Genomic DNA, 18,532 nt, shown 5'->3' on the forward strand with positions numbered 1-18,532 from the left:
ACAATTTGCCCGCTCGGGGGATGGGGTTCAAGCTATAAACATGCGGGCCGCAGAGGCCATGGTGAGCAGGCCGCCGAAGGCGATGAAGATCTTACCGACAAGGGAGGTCTTGTCCCAGGTCGTGCTGTTCTCTCTGGTGACTTCCGGTGCCGGCGTATCGATGGTGGCCTTTGCGAGCGTCAGCGGCGGCTTGTCGTCGCTGATGGCACGATCGAGCTCGTTGAGCTGGTCAGCGGCAACGAGCTGCGCATTGCTCGCGCTGGAATCCGGCGTCGTCGTTGCGGGCTGTTCCTGCTGGTCGCCGATTTGGCCAAACGCGCCGCCGGCCTGCGATGCCATATTGTAAGTGTTGGTTGCGGTCGTCTCGGACGGCCATTGTGCATTGGCATTGGCGAGCGATGCCGGGATAGCTGCGGCGCCGTGCTCCGGCTTGGCGTCTTCCGCCTTGGCGGTGTCGTCCTCTGCCGGTTTTCTCGCCCCCTTGGTTGCCTGCCGGTCCGACTTGCGCGATTTTACTTCGGTCTTGCGGGCGCTGCGGTGCTTGGCAGTCTTGGTCGGCTCTGCGGATGTGTCTGTAGCGCTGCCGACTGTTGCGGCAGGCCCGGATGCCGACGTGTCGTTTTCGGTCGCGTGAAGCGGTACCGATGTGCAGATCCACAATCCGGCTGCGATGGCCAATGCCGCACGCCCGCTGGCTCTGATGTTCATGAGAAATCTCCCCAAAATACCCGCCCCCAATAGCCGCAAGGGAAACTGCGCAGGTGTTCACACCGGGGCAAAAAAATGGAATCTTCGGACGAGTCCGGCAAAAACGGGGCATGAACACCGCCGCAGTCATCGTCTCCACAGACGTCAGCAAAAATCTGCGTTTGAAATCAAGGCGACGGATGCCACTCTGACGGTTCGGTGCTATGAGCCGAATGGCTTTGAAATCTTCGGCTCCGGATTGGGACGCAGGTGAGGGCTTCACGGTTCCGTGATTTTTCTCGCAGCCGGCGTAACAAATTGAACTATCCGCCGAATTGGCTTTAGGAGCGCGCGTGCGCGGACGTGACGACGAATGGACCGATCTGATGCGGTCGGCCAATGCAGGGGATAGCGTTGCCTATCATCGCCTGTTGAAGTCGGTTACGCCCGTGCTGCGCGCCGGAGCGCGGCAGGGCCTTTCGCGGGCTGGCCAGCCGCCTGATCAGGCCGAGGACATTGTGCAGGATATTTTACTGGCGGTGCATTTGAAGCGGCAGACCTGGGACGCGAACGCACCGTTCGCGCCGTGGCTCTTCGCGATCGCCCGCAACAAGCTGATTGATGCGCTCCGCCGGCGCGGGCGTCGCGTCTTCGTCAATATCGACGATTTTGCCGAAACGATTCCGAGCGAGCTGCCGGCTGAAACATTGCCCACTGTCGAGATATCCAATTATCTCGCCGATCTTCCGCCGCGGCAGCGCGACGTGCTGCGATCGATCGCGGTGGAGAGCGCATCCATCAAGACCACGGCGTCGAAATTGTCGATGACCGAAGGCGCCGTGCGCGTGGCGTTGCATCGTGGGCTCGCGAGCCTCGCAGCCAAGCTGCGAAAGGATTGACCATGGATACCGATCGCCTGATTCAGACGCTCGCCGCCGACAATGATCAGAGGCCGCGTCCCGTGAGCACGCAGCTCGCGATGGCCCTGTTGGTCACGCTGCCGGTCGTCGCAGCGATGCTCCTGGTGACGCTTGGCATTCGCCCGGACTTCATGTCGGCGATGCGCAATCCGTTCTTCGATACGAAGTTTCTGGTGACCCTGGCGCTCGCTATTCCCGCGATTGTGATCAGCGTTCATCTATCGAAGCCGGAAGCGTCGTTGGGGCGCTGGATCTGGCTGTTATTGTTGTCGCCGTTTATTCTCATCGTCGCGTTGATCGTCGAAATGGCGATGCCGCAACGCACGTCGATGATGATGCGCATTATCGGCAGGAACTCGTCGCTGTGTTCGGCGGCGATTACGTTGCTGTCGCTGCCGATCCTCGGTGGCGCGATGATCGCGCTGCGCCACGGCGCGCCGTCACGCCCCGCCGTTGCCGGTGCGCTCGCGGGATTGATGTCAGCCGGGCTAGGGGCGACGTTCTACGCCGCGCATTGCACGGACGACTCGCCGCTGTTTGTCGCGACCTGGTACACGCTCGCAGCCCTTGTCGTGGCGGGGCTGGGTGCAGCCATCGGTTCGAAAGTACTGCGCTATTGAGCGACGCGCGAGCCACGCGTTCCGCGAAAAATGAATTCGGTCAGGCCGATGCCACGGCCGCAGGACGGCCGCTGGCCGCCTTCGCGATGTCTCCGTTTAGCTCGCCGGTATAGTCTTTGAAATCGACTTCCAACGTATAGCGCGCGGAATTCAGCCAGGTGCTGATCTTCTTCTGGTGAAAGTCGCGCACCTCCAGCGCCATATCGCCAGGGCTGGGCAGGGCGACTTTGCCTGTCAGCACGGCTGCGATCCACCGGGCCTGGATTTCGACCAGCGGGATCGTCGGTCCGACGGGCTGCACCAGTCCGGCAAAGAACAGGCCGGGCCGGTTCGGGGGCGTGATGCGTCGATAGAGATCGACCATGCCGCCATCTTCCGGCACCGAGAATATCTCGGGCGCGAGGAACGGGAAGCTGGTCTTGTAGCCGGTGGCATAGATCACCGCGTCGAAGCTCTCCTGCGTGCCATCGGCGAAGGCGATGGCGTCTTCCTCCAGCGAGGTGACGTTCGGCTTGATGCTGATCCAGCCATGGCCGATATAAGGCAGCAATTCTTGGCTCAACGTCGCATGTTCACGCCAAATGGGATGTTTCGGTTTAGGTATGCCGAAGCGCGTCTGGTCACCGACGGCGAGGTAGATCAGGCGCGCCATGATCATGCGCGTCAGCAGCGTCGGAAATTTCAGCTTGCGCGCGAAGAAGCCCGACCAGCGGTCGACCGGGATTCCCATCATGTATTTCGGCATGATGTAGGCGCCCGTGCGCGTCGATAACGCAACGCTGCTTGCCCGTTTGCAGAGATCGACGGCAATATCGACGGCCGAATTTCCGATGCCGACGATCAGTACCTTCTTGTCTTCGAAAGGCTGCGCGGTGCGATACTGGCTGGAATGAATCGCGGTACCGTTGAATGTGCCACGGAAGGTCGGCCAGCGCGGATCCCAGAGATGACCATTGGCAATGATCACCGTCTTGTATTCACGTGTGCCCTCATGTGTCGCGACACGCCAACCGCCATCGGTCTTTTCGACCGAGGTCACCTCGCAATTAAAGCGGCTGCGGGCTCGTGCGCCAAACCGGTCGGCATAGGCTTCCAGATATTTCAGTAACTCCTGATGCGACAGGAAGTCGGGCTTGTCGGCGGAAATCGGAAAATCAGAATAGCCGAGATTGTTACGGCTGGTGTCGATATGCAGGCTGCGATAGGCGCAGGACAGGCCATTGTCATTGCCGTAGCGCCACATCCCGCCGATGTTCGAGCCCTTCTCATAGATGTCGAAATTGAGCCCCTTGTCATGCAGGGCCTTGGCGACAGCAATGCCGGATGAGCCGGCGCCAATGATGCAGATGTCGGCCACGGGCTCGGTCATGCAGCAGATTTCTTGGCGAGTTTCTGGCGATACTGGCTCACGATGTCCTCAAAGCTCTTATCGGCGACGACGTCAACGGATGGCGCGCGGGTGGAGATGAAGCCTTTCGGCCAGCTATCGACGATCTTCTTCATATCCGGGTCAAGGGCGTAGGTCACATTCGGGGTGGTGTTGGTGACACGTGCGATCGACTCGATGATGTCTTCCATGCTGATCGTCAGGGCAGGTTGATTGAGCACGCGTTTGCCGCGCAGCTTGACCGGATCGGCATTGTGAAGCGTGATCAAATTCCGCGCAACGGTCTCCACCGAGACGACCGGCACTTTCGTGTCGGCGCGCAACGGGCAAATCGATGGTTTTCCGGCGAGGCTATCGCGAACGATGCCGGCGATACGGCCGGACACCGACTGTGTCGGCGGACCGGGGTGGACCAGCACGATCGGCAGGCGGAGGACACGTGCATCGACCATCCCGTGATGCGTGGCGTCGGCCAGCATCAATTCAGCGATAGCCTTGTGCGTGCCATAGGAGGTCTGCGGGCGCTGCAGGTGATCGTCATCGACATGATCCGGCAACAGTCCGCCGAAGACCGCAATCGAGCTTGGAAAGATCAGCCGTGGCGGAGCATCCTTCGCGCCGACGGCATCGATCAATTCCGTAAGAGCCGAAACATTCACGGCCAGCGCGCGTGCCGGGTCCTGTTCTGCGGCGCTGGTCAGCACAGCGGCGAGATGAAACACGCTATGGGGCTTCCACGCAGCGACCTGCTTCAGTGTATCGGGTGCGTTGATGCCGGCTTGCAAGTGCCTCACGCGTGGGTCGGATATTGGCGGCAAATGTGTGTCGAGAAGGAGGAACTCCTCGATTGTCTCGCTTGTGCCAGCAGCATTGGTGAGCGCGCCTGCTCGAAGCAGCGCAGAAGTGAGCGTTCTGCCAATGAAACCACCGGCGCCTGTGATCAAGACCCGCATGAATTCCGCCCTGCTTGATGCCAACCCATTCCGGCGTTATTCGCCGCGATTGAGGCACCACTATCAGCGCCTTCACCGGCAAGTCGATGCCTGCTGGCGGAATGGCAGGTCAGCGCAATTGGCGTTGCGGCCCTCGGTCGTAATGGCCAGACTACAGCCATCCGCGTGAAAACCTGCTGACTGACAATCGTCAGGCGGCAGGTGCATCGGACGTCGCCTGCTGCATACGGTGGAAGCGCAGGACCTGTTGCGCCGCGGAGATGCGCAGGCGTTCATAGGTTTCGCGGTCGGTTGCGCTGTCAGACATTTGCGCTCCAGCGAGTTGCTCGCGCATGTTGATGATGGTCTTGACCGTCTTCCATGCAAAATTCGCGACCTTGCACAGAATGAAAATGCCCTCGCTGCGGGATTCGACCATCATGGTTTCCGCGACGGAGATAGGCACCTTGGCCAGGCATGCGAGCGCAGCGTTTGCCTCGTCGAACTTGCCCGCTTCGGCGAATTTCGCCACTTCGTTTTCATCCAACCGGCCGTCTTCAAACAGCGAGCGCACGAGACCATGGGCAAGGATGGTCTGCTGACTGATACTGCCTGGTGCGGAGCGAGCCCGCCGCGCGACCTGCTGAACCACCAGAGATATGTCGGCGGTGTGGTGGACCTGGGCGGCTTCGAGTTTCGCCCGGACCGAGGCTGATGCCTTGGCGACGAGCTTCAGATAGTGGTGGCGCGGTATGGAGGGACGCAGGCCAACACACGTCGCAATCGTATCGTTGCCGTCAGCGCGGGAGAGCAGGGTATTGTAACCACGCTCTGAAATGTCGGCGCCGCGGTTGTTGACGGTGCTGGTAACGACGGCGTCGTTGCCGCGCTCGACGAGGACATCCGTTAGGGCGCCGCTCAGGACCCTGCGCGTCGAAATCGCAAGCAGATGGTCCTGGCTCTTGGTGCGTGCATTCTCGATCAGGGTATGGTCGTCCAACTGCTCCGATTGGGAGAGCACGGGTGCGGCGACCTCGATCAAATCGTCGAATGCGAGGGTCCGGACGACCCGGGGTGGTGCGGCAGGGATGGGTGCCAGTCGCTCGGCCAGAAGGGCTTTTGCAGACGCCTCCATATGCGTCAGCAGGCAATCGAAGACGTCGTCGAACACTGCGATCTGCGCGTCGGAGTAATCTACGGCGTTATTGACGAACAGATCAGTAACGCGGCGCAACGTTTCCACACGCCGTGCGACCGTCCCGTGGGCCAGTGCGGCGTCAAGTTCGTCGAGTAAATTTGCCGATAACGGTGACTTCGAAGGCATAAATCAAATCCCGTAGTTCTAATGTGCCCCGCTGCCAATATGCTGCAGTTGAGGATAGTCAAATTCTTTCAGGCGCTTGCAATTCGGTTTCGTCCGCGCTCCTTGGCGGCGTAGAGTGCGCTGTCGGCACGTGCGAGTAAGGTGTCTGGCGTGTCGTTCGGCGTCAACGTCGCAACGCCGCCCGAAATCGTCACGGTCAAGCCGTCGGAAAATGCGCTCCAATCCAGTGCTTCGACAATCCCCCGCAAACGGTCGAGCATATGCACGGCCTTGTCATGCGGCGTGTCCGGTAGCACCAGCAGGAATTCCTCGCCGCCATAGCGGCCGAATTTATCGATGCTGCGGATATTGGCGAAGATGGTGATAGCGAAGGTCCGCAGCACTTCATCGCCGGTCGGGTGCCCGAAATTGTCATTGATCCGCTTGAACCAGTCGAGATCAATCAGCGCGGCCGTGCAGGGCGTGTTGCTGCGCTGCGCGCGAATGATTTCGTCGTCGAGCAGCCGCATGATGCAGCGGCGATTGAACGATCCCGTCAGTTCGTCGAGCTCTGCGAGTTCTTCGATGCGCTTGTAGGCGGCCTCGAGTTCAACGCGACGCCGAAACAGCGCGTCGCGTAGCGAGCTGGAGAAAATGCCAATGAACATACTGCGGGCGATGGTCATCGAGAATGTCAGCAGGGTGCCGAAGCGCTCGAGGGAGTTGCCGGAGGGTAGCGTCAGGGGCAGATCGACGAAGAAATACAGCAGTGCGAGGCCGCCGGTCATAATGGTCCAGGCGCCGACACCTTCACGGGGCGAGGTACGCAGGGCGATGACATTGGCCACGAGAAAGAGCGCGCAGAGAAAAACGACGGCGACATTGGGCGCTGTGTAGATGAAGGCGAGCAGAAGTGCGTAAGTGACAGCCGTGTAGGGTGCTGCGAAGAAGTGATCGCGCCAAGCATCCGTCAGGCCGCTTTCGGAGATCGCGAGGAAGATCAGGACAGAGGCAAAAGCGCAGCCCGCATAGGCCGCGACGATCATGCCATCGATAGTGCCTGCTGCAAGGAAGACGAAAAGCAACACGACGTTGACGACATGACTGGCAGCCGCCAATGCGAGCATTTGCCGTCGCCGCATCAGGCGACGTGCCAGCATATCAGACCGCAACTCTCCATCGACGGCTTCGAAGTCGCCGTTTACTGGATTCGGGACTGATGAAACGGCTGCAGTCATTGAGCCCATCGTTGGGTTTTCACTGACGGAACTCTAGTACTCAAAGCCTTTAGGTTTGGTATCTATTGCCGTGAGCCAAGACGGCCAATTGGCTGCTAATTCACTGTTTTCGGCGACAAAATGTTGACATATCGAGTGCTACGGGAGCGCCATAGGATAGCGGGCATAGCTTTGTTATTTAAGTAAAGATGGCCGGGCCGCTGAGGGGCCCGGGCAAGTTGCGTTGATGTGGCGGACAAGCCGCCGGGACAAGGTACAGTCTTCATTTACGAGGATTTCGGGATATGGCTGCAAAATGCCGGTTCCGTCGCCTCAAGGCTGTTCCGGAAGCTACGACTTGGTAAGGTTGCCGTGTGAATCGCTGGCGTTCGGTTCGGAAATGCCCCAGCATTATGCTACCTGTTGTTACCCAATCCGCCCCCAGAAAAGGGCGGGCGAAAGGCCGTTCGGTGCGGTTAAGCAGCCGCGACCGGTATATTCCTGCCCATTCGAGAAGATTTTATCTTGTCAATCGAACCTCTTACGACCTCATTCAGACCAACCTTGCGAGACGGGCAGTGAGTGCAACACAGGCGGTATCGGATGAGGTTCTGATCGCCCGGATTGCGCAAGGCGACCGTCTTGCCATGCAGGTGCTTTACGGCAGGCACCATGTGCGGGTGTTCCGCTTCGGTCTTCGGCTGGTACGGAACGAACAGATTGCTGAGGATCTTATCAGCGAAGTGTTCCTGGATGTGTGGCGGCAGGCAGGCAAATTCGAAGGCCGTTCCGCGGTCTCGACCTGGCTCCTGGCGATTACGAGGTTCAAGGCGCTGTCCGCGCTGCGCAAGCGCAAGGACGCCGAACTGGACGACGAGACGGCCAACGCGATCGAGGATACGTCCGATAATCCCGAAGTGTCGGTTCAGAAAAAGGATACCAGTGACGCGTTGCGGAAATGCCTGACATCTCTTTCGCCCGAGCATCGGGAAATCGTCGATCTCGTCTACTACCACGAGAAGTCCGTGGAAGAGGTGGCCGAGATCGTCGGAATTCCCGAGAACACCGTCAAGACGCGCCTGTTTTATGCGCGCAAGAAATTAGCCGATCTGCTCAAGGCAGCCGGCATTGAACGAGGCTGGCCATGATGGCGATGAGCAACAAAGTGCCGACCCAGGAGCCAGGCGAGATCGAGGCATTGCTGCCTTGGCACGCCGCGGGCACGCTCAACGCGCGTGATGCTCGCCGCGTCGATGATGCACTGGCCAAGGATCCGGAACTGGCGAAGCAATATGCCGTGATCCAGGAAGAATATGCGGAGACCATTGGCCTCAATGAGAGCCTCGGTGCGCCGTCCTCACGGGCAATGCAGAAGCTGTTTGCTGCGATTGACGCCGAGCCGGTGCGCAGCGGATCGACATCGGTCGGTCTGTCGGCGCGGATTTCCGGATTTTTCGCATCGTTGTCGCCGCGGACGCTGGCGGCTTCGGCCGCTGTCGGCGCGCTCGCCATCATGCTGCAGGCCGGTGTGATTGGCACCGTGCTGATGCAGCGCGATACACGCACATTCCAGACCGCGTCCTATGAAGCCGCGCCGTCGCCAGCGAGTGCACCGACCACTGTCACCCGGTCGCTCGCGCCGGCACCGGCCTCGGTAGAAGCCCCGACGCGCCTGTTTGTCCGTTTCGCGCCGACTGCGCGGGTGTCTGACATCACAGCGCTGCTCGACGGCTATCAGGGCACGATTGTCGATAGCGGCAAGGACGGGCTGTTCCGGCTGCAGTTCGGCAATCGGGTGATGACCAAGGACCAGATCGCCGGGCTGATCCGCCGGCTGGAGAACGAGAAGATCGTCAGCATGGCGGTTCAGGCGCAATAGGCGCCGTCGGTTGATCCGATCCGCATTGTGCGTGCGAGGCCTGTTCCATGAGACATGATCGTGGTGCCTCCAGACCAATGATGAAATGCACGGCTGCTGTGCTTTCGCTCGCTGTCGCATGGCCGTTTAGCCTTTCGGTCGCCGGCGCGCAAAGTATGATGCGCTCGCCGAGCCTCAATATCGGTTCGCGCGTTCCCACGATCTCTCCCAACACAACGCCGCGCATCAATCCGAACATCGCTGCCGGGGCAGGCCGCATCGCCGGTCGTGGCCCGAATATCGCGAGCCGTGGACCCATTGCTGGTCGCGTCGGTATCACCAGCGTCGGTCCGCGCGGTGCGGCGATCGGGACGACAGCCAGCCGGACACCGCCGATATCCTCGCGGCCAGGGCGTACGCCACCGTCGAAGATCGTGGGCGTGCTGCCAACCATTCCCTATGTGCGTTATTCGCCCAACACCTATCCGAGCTGCGCCTATGCCAATCGCGCGGCATCCGGCGAGTGCAACGAGAAGCCATTTGTTGCAGATCTGGGCGGCGGCGGCCCGACGCCGCGCAGCCAGAATGCCGGTGGTGGACCGCGCAGCAATGGCCCACAAGCGGCCCTGAACACGCGTTACGTCCCCCGGCAGATCGTTGCCGAACTAGATGGCACGCTGACGCCGGACCAGACAGCTGCGCTGGCGCGCCGTCTGCGTTTGGAGCGTCTGTCGTCGCAGGATTTTCCGCTGATCGGCGCCAATATCAGCCTGTTCCGCATCACCGACAATCGCTCGGTCGAGACCGTCGAGTCCCAGATGCGCGCCGAGGCTGATGTGCGCGCTGTGCAACCCAATTTCCGCTATGTGCTGCAGGACCAGGTGACGATGCCCCCATTGGGCGAGGGCGATCCCGCGCAATATGCGCTGGCGAAGCTTCGCCTGCCTGAGGCGCACAAGCTGTCGGCCGGTGCCAATGTCACAGTCGCTGTAATCGACTCCGGCATCGACGTTGCGCATCCCGAACTCGCTGACGCCATCGTGGGTTCGTTCGATGCGCTTGGTAGCAAGGAAGGGGCGCATGTGCACGGCACCGGCATTGCGGGGGCGATCGTATCGCATGCGCGGCTGATGGGCAGTGCGCCGCGTGCGCGCATTCTTGCCATTCGTGCCTTTGGCGTGTCGCAGGGCGGTGCCGAGAGTTCGTCTTTCATCATCCTCAAGGGCATCAACCACGCGGCATTGAATGGCGCCCAGGTCATCAATATGAGTTTTGCCGGCCCGCAGGATCCGCTGATCGAGCGCGGTATCGCAGCGTCCGCAAGCAAGGGCATTGTGATGGTCGCCGCATCAGGCAATGCCGGGCCGAAATCACCGCCGCTTTATCCGGCGGCCAGCCCGAGCGTGATCGCCGTCAGCGCCACCGATGCCTATGACCGACTGTTCGCTGCGTCGAATCGCGGCAGCCATATCGCGGTGGCTGCGCCCGGCGTTGATATTTTCCTGCCCGCACCGGACAACAAATATCAGATGACGTCCGGCACCTCGTTCTCCGCGGCTTATATCAGTGGGCTCGCCGCATTGATGATCGAGCGCAATCCGCAACTGCGGCCAGACGACATCCGCAGCATCCTGATGACGACAGCGCGTGATCTTGGCGTGCCCGGCCGTGACGACCTGTTCGGCGCCGGAGCGGCGGATGCCTATAGCGCGGTGTCGGCAGTGCAGGGAACCCAGCAACCGGTGGCTACGGCGCCGGCGCCAGTCACGCCGGTTGTCGTCACCGCGCCGGCGTCGACAACGCGTGCAATCGAAGCATCATCGCCGTCGATGGCGTCAGACGTCCAAAAATAATCTGCCGATCGTTGAACGTTTGGCCGGGTGTGCCGGACATATGGATGTGGGAGCGGCATTCCCTCCCCAACGAGGCTTATCCGGCGCGTGCGCCCAAACATTAGCGCCCGGTATAGCTTGACCCGTCCGGTTGTCCCCCCGGGCGGGTCTTTCGTTTTTGTTAACCAAAAATTTTAACCTTCAGGTCATAGATGGCCGGCGCTTGGCTGATCGCGAGCAAGCCTCAAGCAAGGCTTGACTGCGATACGCCAGGTTTGGCGGGGTTTTCTGAGGTATTCCCAACGCAGTTGTCCAATTTTGACCACATTGCGCTGGACCCGGAGAACTTTTCCACAGAAACTCTCCAAGTATTGGTGAGTGATTCCTTTGTTGCTTTGCGTCCGTTTTTCCTCTCGCGGACATTTCCATGTCACTTCACCCGACTTTTCCTTACCCGAATGCCGGCATCGGTCGGCCATTAGCCCAGCGCTGGTGTGCTCTCGCCGAGACGCGGCTGAACTATCTGACAGAACTGTTCGAGAGCGGGCGGTGGCGCCGTTTTCATAGCGAGGCAGAGTTCCTCGACAACATACAGGAAGCCAGGGACGCCGTGGAGCGGTGGCGGCTGATGGCTGATGGCGAGGCGGCTGTCGCAAGGCGTGCGCTATCTCCGGAAGGTGTGATCTACCGTGCGCCGCCTGCGCCTGAGCCGCGGCCTGCTGCCATCGCTGCGCCTGTAGTCGCGCCATTGCAGCCCGACGTCGCACCGATGGTTGAAGCGGCTTCGCCCGTCCTGATCCCGATCGAAACCCTGTTGCGGCAGGCTCCGCCACGCGAGGCGACGGTGACGCCGGCAGATCTGGATTGGCAGAAAGCGCTGGATCCTCTCGTCATAAGCGCGCGCTATCCGATGCTGCGGACGTCCCTGTAGGCAAGACGTCTCGCTTGTTATTTTGACGCGAACCGGTCCCCACTTCGCGCGAAAACGCTTTAGCGCACCGTATTGCCGGAAATTGCAATCTGCTGATAGCGCTGTGCGCCATCGGTGGTGAGGTCCGGCGTCACCGGCCTCGCATGATCGAGGCCGACGACAGCGCCGCGCGGCGCGCCTGAGATCATGTTGTTGCTGACCAGCGCCGTGCCGGCACCCGGTGCGACCGATACGCCGATGCCGATGAAGCTGTTGCGCACCACATTGCCTGATATCGCGACATCGCGCAGATACTTGCCCCAGCCTGCGATCATGCCGAAGGACGGTGCGTTCTCGACGACATTGCCGGTCACGCTCGTATCCGCCTCGATATAGATGCCGATGCCGGCATCGTCGTCGGGCGCCGTACCGATTGGCCGTTTCGGGATCAGGTTGCGGATGATGTTGCCTTGCACGACGGCGATGCGGCCGCCTTCGTTGAAATTACAGACGGAGACGCCGAGCGCTGCGCCATCGACGGTGTTGTTGGCGATGACGGCGGCCTCGAAGGCGAATTCCGAATAGAGCGCGACTTCGCGCACGCTCGACACGTTGTTGCCGGTGATGTGGATATTCGATGCCGAATTCCCGCGTACCGCCGAGTAGTCGCAATTGCGGATGCGATTGCCGGAGACGATGACATTGCCGGCACGATACGCGTTGATGGCGTTGCCATACTGACCGGATCCGCCGGCGCCAGCCTTGATGTCCTCGATGCGGTTGTCCATCACCTGCGTGCCATCATCGCCGATCGCTGTGCGAAGGATTTCGATGCCGTTGCTGCTGGTACCGGCAATGGTGTTCTGCGCTACGATCAAGCCTTGCGCATCGAACGAGACGATCGCGGTGGTCGCGATATTGGTCAGCGTATTGCCGGTGATCGCACCCGCCGTGTTTTCCAGCCAGATACCAGCGCCGCCGCTATTGATGATGGTGCAATCGCCGATGCGGAGTTCGCGCGCCTGCACCATGTGCAGCAGCCCGCGGCGTGGCGGCAGTTTGGCGAAGTTGCCATCCAGCGTGAGGCCGCTGAGGCTGACATAGTCGGCGCCTTCACCCGACAGCAATGATGCACCACCGCTGAAGGTGAGGATCGTTGCGCCGCGAATGCCGATGATTTGCGAGCCGCGCGCGAGCCTGAGCATGCCGGTGCGATAGGTGCCGGGCGGCAATGCGAGCGGTGCCTGCGCACGCCCAGCCTCGTCGATGGCGCGTTGCAAGGGGCGGGTCTGGTCGTCCTGGCTGTTGGCGCGCACGCCATATTGCGTGGCATCGCGCCCGAGTGTCGAGGTCAGCGGGGCGGCGCGTGCCGCGTCACTCGATGCGGCGAATGCGCCGGCGGCGAGACCCGCGCCGGACGCGGTCAGCAGATGGCGGCGATGCATGTCCATGGATCATGGTCCCGGTGGATATCCACTGATGGCGTAACGCAAGATGATGCGCGTGACGTTGCCGGGCGAGAGCGGCCGGGATGAAAGTGCAGGGTAGGGTTAACGATGCTCTCACGCACTGGAGCAGCAGCAGCTGCTGGCCCGCCGGATTCGCGCGCATCTTTGCACGGTAATTGCGGCGCAGTAATTGCGGATGTGAATGTCGAACAGCCGCGCTCTCGCATTTTCGCGACGCTTGCGCGTCCGAGGTATGAGCATTCCTCGCCCTTTTTTGACAAGGCGCGCGGAACGCCGGGTGCCGATGCACCCTTGGCCTGTGCGCGAATGCCGTCTTCGGCAAACAAATGCGCGCAGGACTTCCGGATTCACCGGGAAACAACCCGGCGTTCCGTCCGCAAGGGTTTAACGGCTTGCTTCGCGAAAACCCCTGGTGACCGACCTGAGGTGATCACCACTGCAGGAATTGGCGCGCGATCTCCTCCACAGAGGAAACCTTTTGGGCGCCGCTCCCATGGCGCAAGGCGATGCGCCGGGATATCGCGACTTGGGCCGTCCGCTGATGGTGTGGTCGTCAGACCGCTCGGCATGGGCATTCGCTCCAAAGAGCGAAAGGCACCCATGTGTGGCGGTCTCGAACACCACCGGCGTCCACCGCATCCCGCCTCGCAGACCGTGACGATCGTGAGCCGCCCCACTCAGTGAGGCGCGGTCGTGAGAAATAATCCGCAAAGGTATGTTGTCAACAGAAGATAGGAAAAAATGTTTGTTGATGCGGCGTCTCCTGCCGGCATCCCGCCCCAGATTGTCATCCCCGGCTACCCCAATTGGAGTGGCTGAGGTTCGTGCCGGCCCGCTCCGCGGTCCCTCGCGCCCGTAAATGACAGCGGGACGAGGCCGTCCTGCGCCACTTGGCGACGCCCCATCGGACCGGGAATCGAAAGTAAACGAGTCCTGAATCCCGGGAAAAATAAGGTGCGAGACTCCCTTGCCAGAATCGCTTGATGGTTGTCGGGCGATGAGAATGATCGACAATATCCGTAGCGACGGGGTGCAGGTGGCAATTACGGTCGCCCTGATGGCCGCCTGCGCGGTCAATCTGCTACTGCTTTACGCGTGGCTGTGAGCGTGTCCGCCGGTTTGGCGCGCGCGGGAGTAGCTCTTGTCGGGCAACTCTGATATCTGACTGCGCGACGCGGACGGGTGCCTGATCCGGGCGCTCGATTTGGATCCTGGGTATCAATTAACTCATTGATCTTGTTGCCGGTTTAGCTCAGCGGTAGAGCAGCGGTTTTGTAAACCGAAGGTCGGGAGTTCAATCCTCTCAACCGGCACCACCAGATTAGCCGAAACCGGCGCCGGTTCTCGTAAGAGTGCCGCCAATCTCCCGAAAATCTCTACTTGGTAGGGCTCGCGCGCTTTTCTTGGCTTCACCACAACCCGATCTATCAGGCTACGGACCTCGATTCGCAGTTGGAGGGACATTTTTGCAGCCGTAACCTAGATCGCAAGCCGATGTGCCGCCGCCACCTCCAAACGTAAGCTGACTGCCGGAATGATCCCCGCGCAAAACGCGGCTTGCTGTCGCTAACGCACGCCAAGGACGAGCATTGCCGGGCTTTGAGCCAATGTAAGATGCCTGATCGACCCGAACGAGAACAACCGCCCGAACACTGTCTGTGCGGTAAGCTCCGGTAACTCGCTCGGGGGCCGACTCAAAAAACGTACATGCGTCCGCAGTTGTCGGAAGCGCGGCAATTGCGATGATCGCTATCTATTGACGCATAGCGGCAATCCCTGTCGCGAGTGCCGACCGCCAAGCACTCCTAGAAAGACTGGGGTGATAATCGGCGGCAGATACCCAAGCAGATTGATGACGTGCGATTCCATACCCGGAATGTTCCTCCAAAACGAAGTCGTCAAGGCAGCAATGACCGACACACAGATCGCCAGAAGGACTGCCCAGCCTATTGGAAGCGCTAGCTTTCCGATGAACCAGCCGACAATAAAGCCGGGAATTACAGCGTACTGAAAATAAATCCACCATACGAATAAGATCACTGTGCTTTGTCCCTAATACGCCGGCACCCGATGCGTCCGGCAATCATACGGTCCGTCGTTGCCGCTCCCCTTGATGCGCGCGTTGTAGGACTGTCCCATGGACGGCGCGGCCATCAATGCGTCGAAGGCCGGATACGGCATTTCGCAATAATGGTAGTAGACGCCGCGTAGGTTAATGACGAGATAGGCATTCGGCCGGTCGTAACAAACGCGCTGGATGAAGCTGCTACGCGGCGTGTCGCGACATTCAAAGGTTTTGAGATCGACCGGCCCGCGATACTTCACGTCCACGGTTTCAGAGCGGACCTCGGCGGCGAAGAGTACGGCCAGCAGTGCAGTCGCGCTGCGGATCATGGATCAAGTCCTTCGAAGACCGTCGCCACCGATACGCCCATGACATTGCAAACCTCGTAGAGCCGCGCCGCACTGAAACGGTTGCGTCCGCGCTCGTACTTCTGCACCAGCTGAAAGCTAACGCCGATCCTATTTCCGAGTTCGGTTTGGCTGATACGTCGGTCGCGCCGCAAATCTCGAACGCGTTTGCCTATATGGGTATCGATGGCTTGCGGGTCGCGTGGCGACTGCGGCCGGGCGGGATCACGCTTGATACTCATGGCGGGTAACTCGATGGCCAAACCAGAACGCCATATACTACCCTTGGATGCCATACGCGCAACTAGAACTAATTGGCTGCTTCATCCTTCTTCGCCGCACCCCGTGCCACCACAACCAAGCCGTCATCCAGCAAAGGCCGTTGAAGGGCCGACGCTTCATCCTATGGCGCTCGCATCCAAACGTCGTGCTCTTCGTCTGTCGTAAGGATCACCGGCATGGCCTTCGCGTGAACGGGGCGACGACAGCGTTAGGTTCGATGGTCAGAAAGGCATAGGCCAAGTGTTCGCGTTCAATGGGATTGTCTTTTGTGCCACGTTTTCCGTTCCAGAGCGTCCACATGCCTGCAAGGGCGAATAAGCGCGAGAAGCAACGGGCTCTGGACAAGAAGAACCGTCGGCGTCGCGACAAGTCGAAGCCACAGGCTGAATTGGTGGCGCAGGCCACCAAGACATCGCCGATCTATCGAAACCAGTCGCCCCAGATTGGAAATCTGTCGTAGACCGCGCTGCGCTCCATGCTGCGAAGCTGTCCTCAACACGCCGGGGGCCCGGATCTGATGGAAGCGCAGCAGCTCAGCTTTGACGACGTGATCGTGCGCCAGGCGCTCAATGCCCGTGACGTCGGCATGATCGAGGCGGCGTTCGCCGAGACGCTGGTGAGCCCGGACTTCGCTGAGGTCGCCTATGCCTCGATCTGCCATGTCGCCCGCATGCAGTGCGAGGTCCATGTGGACGATATTCTGCGCTTTTGCTCTGTGAAGCCGTCGCACCCGAACGCGTGGGGCGCCGTATGGATGCGCGCGATAAGGATGGCGTCATCAGCCGCACTGGCCGCATCAAGCCTTGTGAATCGGACCCGCTGAAGCATAAGCACAACTATCCGATCTACGCCTCCGGCCTGTTCTATGGGAGGAGGTCCGCATGATCGGTACGATCAGCATAGCCGCGCCTTACGCAAGAGCCGCGGCACTAAGGAAAATTCAGCCTAAGTGGTCGGTCCTTATGCAATCCGCGCGAGATGTCGTCGCGCGCCTTGTCGACAATCGTCGTGGAGTTTTCGCGGAAGAGAATTTCAGCTTGATCGCGCGTTTGCGATGCGATCGTGACTGCGCAGGCGAACCTGCCATCCCCATCCGACATTTGAAAGTAGAACGTAAACCCCGATTGGGAGTCCGTATTCGGCGTTTGATGCATTTAGCGTCCCCATTGCGCGACGTCCCCACGTCGCTTGGGGAACGTGTCGGCCGTTCATGGCGACACTTTGTCTCGAATTGGGGCTGTCACAATTCGTGCGGGGGCTTGCGAGGGCTAGCGGCGGCTCATCGCTTGGTGTCTGGTATTTTAATCCATTCGCATGGCAATTTCTGTTCACGTTCGGGGCTTGGTTTGCGCTTGGTGGGTCGGCACAGGCGATGCCATTCATTCGATCGCGTACCGCGTTGGTGCTTGGCACCGCTTATCTCCTGTTCGCTCTGGTGATGACGATGGCGGGCCGGTTTGACGAACTACGGTCGCTGATTCCACCAGAGATCTACGGCGCCTTCAATCCGAACGACAAGACCAACCTCGCGCCTTATCGCTTGCTGCACTTTGTCGTGTTCGCGTTCTTTGTCGTTCGTCTGCTGCCACGCGAGTGGCCAGGGCTGGAATGGCCGATCTTTCGGCCCGCAATCAAGTGTGGCCAGCAGTCGCTCGAAGTGTTTTGCGTCGGCATATTCTTGTCCTTTGCTGCACATTTCGTGTTAGTCGAGATTTCCGGTGCTGTCTGGATGCAAGTCATGGTCAGCACCGTAGGGATCTTGATGATGAGCGCGCTGGCTTACTACCGGTCCTGGTCGAAGAACGCTGACAAAGCACCGACGAAGATTAAGCCGATCGTCGCAGCGGCAGGCTGAGAGATGGTCCCTGGACGGCAACGTTGGGCAACACGAGGTTCGGACTGCGGCCTTGTTGCAAGTCTCGTGCGAGCGACGATGCGCGAAGCCGCACTCTATGATATCCGCGCAGCGATCGCCGTCGTTCTGTCCGAAGACATTCACAACTCTCTGGTCGATATCGCACACAAGCACGTTCCACGTTTCCATCAGCTCAGCATTGGTCTCGCTGCGCAGCACGGCCTCGTGGCCGCCGGTCGGAATATTGAATTCAGTCATCATTCGACGCTCCATTCTGTCGTGCGCGAAGCTTCGAGGAGATCGAGCGAGAAGCCAAGTAGAGCTTGCCCGCTAAAATTACTACAATGTGTGGTCCGCGCCTTCGCGGAGCGCGAGAGATCTTTGAAATGTCGCGTAGAGTTCGGCTCCACGCAATGGACTGAAAACCACTACACTTTGTAGTCTCGATAAAATGGCTGTGATACTCAGGTCAGACGAGATCGTAGCGTGCGAGCAGCTCGCCCGGCGCTTGTCTGATCGAGAGAGCGCCGCGCCAAGCCACGAACGGCAGAGCGCGAGCATTGGCGAGAACAAAGCCGTAATGGCCGGCGACATACCACTTGCTCGAATGCTCCGGAACGCAGTCGATAAGATCAGCGACGCCGACGACGCCGCCCACCGGCGCGTCCGATCCAAGCTGAACACCAAAGCGGCGAGCGATCTCGTCTTGCGAGATCGCGTCTGGTCGGCCGGAAGCATGAATAAGAAGCGGACCGCGATATTTCGTCGGCCAAGTGCGATTTTCTATGTCTTTGAGATCGGTTGCGCCAGTCTTGAAGTTTCGCGCTCCGGCGACGATCAGAGAAGCC

The 18,532-nt window shown here is 60.2% G+C and carries 19 protein-coding genes, 1 tRNA gene and 1 pseudogene; 11 read left to right on the top strand and 10 right to left on the bottom strand.

Annotated elements, in window-relative coordinates; translation table 11 throughout:
• Positions 1–27: 27 nt before the first annotated feature.
• Positions 28–708: a hypothetical protein gene (locus CIW50_RS24430; RefSeq protein ID WP_149533776.1), complete on the bottom strand. Its 681-nt coding sequence runs from the start codon at positions 706–708 to the stop codon at positions 28–30.
• 332 nt (positions 709–1,040) lie between these two features.
• Between CIW50_RS24430 and CIW50_RS24435 the strand changes: the two genes are divergently transcribed.
• Complete coding sequence (locus CIW50_RS24435; protein WP_149533777.1) at positions 1,041–1,586, top strand: sigma-70 family RNA polymerase sigma factor; 546 nt, start codon at positions 1,041–1,043, stop codon at positions 1,584–1,586.
• 2 nt (positions 1,587–1,588) lie between these two features.
• On the top strand, positions 1,589–2,227 hold the full coding sequence (locus CIW50_RS24440; protein ID WP_149533778.1) for an NrsF family protein: 639 nt from the start codon (positions 1,589–1,591) through the stop codon (positions 2,225–2,227).
• 40 nt (positions 2,228–2,267) lie between these two features.
• On the opposite strand, the gene CIW50_RS24445 is transcribed toward CIW50_RS24440, so the two are convergent.
• From CIW50_RS24445 to CIW50_RS24460, 4 genes are all read right to left on the bottom strand, one after another.
• Entirely contained in the window at positions 2,268–3,596 is a 1,329-nt protein-coding gene (locus tag CIW50_RS24445; RefSeq protein WP_149533779.1) for a flavin-containing monooxygenase, read from the bottom strand.
• A complete protein-coding gene (locus CIW50_RS24450; RefSeq protein WP_149533780.1) occupies positions 3,593–4,567 on the bottom strand; it encodes an NAD-dependent epimerase/dehydratase family protein in 975 nt (324 codons plus the stop codon). The genes CIW50_RS24445 and CIW50_RS24450 overlap by 4 nt, the downstream gene beginning before the upstream one ends.
• A gap of 190 nt (positions 4,568–4,757) precedes the next feature.
• A complete protein-coding gene (locus CIW50_RS24455; RefSeq protein WP_149533781.1) occupies positions 4,758–5,870 on the bottom strand; it encodes a DUF2336 domain-containing protein in 1,113 nt (370 codons plus the stop codon).
• A gap of 68 nt (positions 5,871–5,938) precedes the next feature.
• Positions 5,939–7,087 (bottom strand): GGDEF domain-containing protein, encoded by a 1,149-nt coding sequence (locus CIW50_RS24460; RefSeq protein WP_246664445.1) that lies wholly within the window; start codon positions 7,085–7,087, stop codon positions 5,939–5,941.
• A gap of 557 nt (positions 7,088–7,644) precedes the next feature.
• Between CIW50_RS24460 and CIW50_RS24465 the strand changes: the two genes are divergently transcribed.
• The 4 genes from CIW50_RS24465 (at position 7,645) to CIW50_RS24480 (ending at position 11,687) form a co-directional block, all read left to right on the top strand.
• On the top strand, positions 7,645–8,214 hold the full coding sequence (locus CIW50_RS24465; RefSeq protein WP_149533783.1) for a sigma-70 family RNA polymerase sigma factor: 570 nt from the start codon (positions 7,645–7,647) through the stop codon (positions 8,212–8,214).
• Complete coding sequence (locus CIW50_RS24470) at positions 8,211–8,945, top strand: hypothetical protein (protein WP_149533784.1); 735 nt, start codon at positions 8,211–8,213, stop codon at positions 8,943–8,945. The genes CIW50_RS24465 and CIW50_RS24470 overlap by 4 nt, the downstream gene beginning before the upstream one ends.
• Before the next feature lie 155 nt (positions 8,946–9,100).
• Positions 9,101–10,777, top strand: coding sequence for a S8 family serine peptidase (locus tag CIW50_RS24475; RefSeq protein WP_246664446.1), 1,677 nt, complete (start codon positions 9,101–9,103; stop codon positions 10,775–10,777).
• A 406-nt stretch (positions 10,778–11,183) separates the two neighbouring features.
• The gene (locus CIW50_RS24480; protein ID WP_149533785.1) at positions 11,184–11,687 is read left to right on the top strand and encodes a TIGR03809 family protein; all 504 of its coding nucleotides are present in this window, start codon (positions 11,184–11,186) and stop codon (positions 11,685–11,687) included.
• A gap of 59 nt (positions 11,688–11,746) precedes the next feature.
• Here the strand turns inward: CIW50_RS24480 and CIW50_RS24485 are convergent, their stop codons facing one another.
• Complete coding sequence (locus tag CIW50_RS24485; RefSeq protein WP_149533786.1) at positions 11,747–13,117, bottom strand: TIGR03808 family TAT-translocated repetitive protein; 1,371 nt, start codon at positions 13,115–13,117, stop codon at positions 11,747–11,749.
• Between the two features lie 1,259 nt (positions 13,118–14,376).
• Between CIW50_RS24485 and CIW50_RS24490 the strand changes: the two genes are divergently transcribed.
• Positions 14,377–14,451: transfer RNA gene (locus CIW50_RS24490), tRNA-Thr, on the top strand.
• Between the two features lie 736 nt (positions 14,452–15,187).
• Here the strand turns inward: CIW50_RS24490 and CIW50_RS24495 are convergent.
• From CIW50_RS24495 to CIW50_RS29615, 3 genes and pseudogenes are all read right to left on the bottom strand, one after another.
• On the bottom strand, positions 15,188–15,529 hold the full coding sequence (locus CIW50_RS24495; protein ID WP_149533787.1) for a KTSC domain-containing protein: 342 nt from the start codon (positions 15,527–15,529) through the stop codon (positions 15,188–15,190).
• Positions 15,526–15,789, bottom strand: coding sequence for a helix-turn-helix domain-containing protein (locus CIW50_RS24500; protein WP_172980455.1), 264 nt, complete (start codon positions 15,787–15,789; stop codon positions 15,526–15,528). The genes CIW50_RS24495 and CIW50_RS24500 overlap by 4 nt, the downstream gene beginning before the upstream one ends.
• Before the next feature lie 68 nt (positions 15,790–15,857).
• A pseudogene (locus tag CIW50_RS29615) lies at positions 15,858–16,147 on the bottom strand (SOS response-associated peptidase family protein); the annotation flags it as partial.
• Here CIW50_RS29615 and CIW50_RS29210 point away from each other — a divergent pair.
• From CIW50_RS29210 to CIW50_RS24520, 4 genes are all read left to right on the top strand, one after another.
• A complete protein-coding gene (locus CIW50_RS29210) occupies positions 16,128–16,289 on the top strand; it encodes a hypothetical protein (protein ID WP_172980456.1) in 162 nt (53 codons plus the stop codon). The pseudogene CIW50_RS29615 and the gene CIW50_RS29210 overlap by 20 nt on opposite strands.
• A 57-nt stretch (positions 16,290–16,346) precedes the next feature.
• Positions 16,347–16,652 carry a hypothetical protein gene (locus tag CIW50_RS24510; RefSeq protein WP_149533789.1) on the top strand — a complete coding sequence of 102 codons (306 nt, stop codon included), beginning with the start codon at positions 16,347–16,349 and terminating at the stop codon, positions 16,650–16,652.
• A gap of 426 nt (positions 16,653–17,078) precedes the next feature.
• Positions 17,079–17,684, top strand: coding sequence for an OpgC domain-containing protein (gene opgC, locus CIW50_RS24515; RefSeq protein WP_349636758.1), 606 nt, complete (start codon positions 17,079–17,081; stop codon positions 17,682–17,684).
• Between the two features lie 78 nt (positions 17,685–17,762).
• Positions 17,763–18,125 (top strand): hypothetical protein, encoded by a 363-nt coding sequence (locus CIW50_RS24520; protein WP_149533791.1) that lies wholly within the window; start codon positions 17,763–17,765, stop codon positions 18,123–18,125.
• Between the two features lie 28 nt (positions 18,126–18,153).
• Here the strand turns inward: CIW50_RS24520 and CIW50_RS29895 are convergent, their stop codons facing one another.
• The gene (locus tag CIW50_RS29895) at positions 18,154–18,525 is read right to left on the bottom strand and encodes an ASCH domain-containing protein (protein WP_149533792.1); all 372 of its coding nucleotides are present in this window, start codon (positions 18,523–18,525) and stop codon (positions 18,154–18,156) included.
• Positions 18,526–18,532 lie beyond the last annotated feature (7 nt).

It is taken from the genome of Tardiphaga sp. P9-11 (genome assembly GCF_008329525.1).
Lineage (GTDB): Bacteria > Pseudomonadota > Alphaproteobacteria > Rhizobiales > Xanthobacteraceae > Tardiphaga.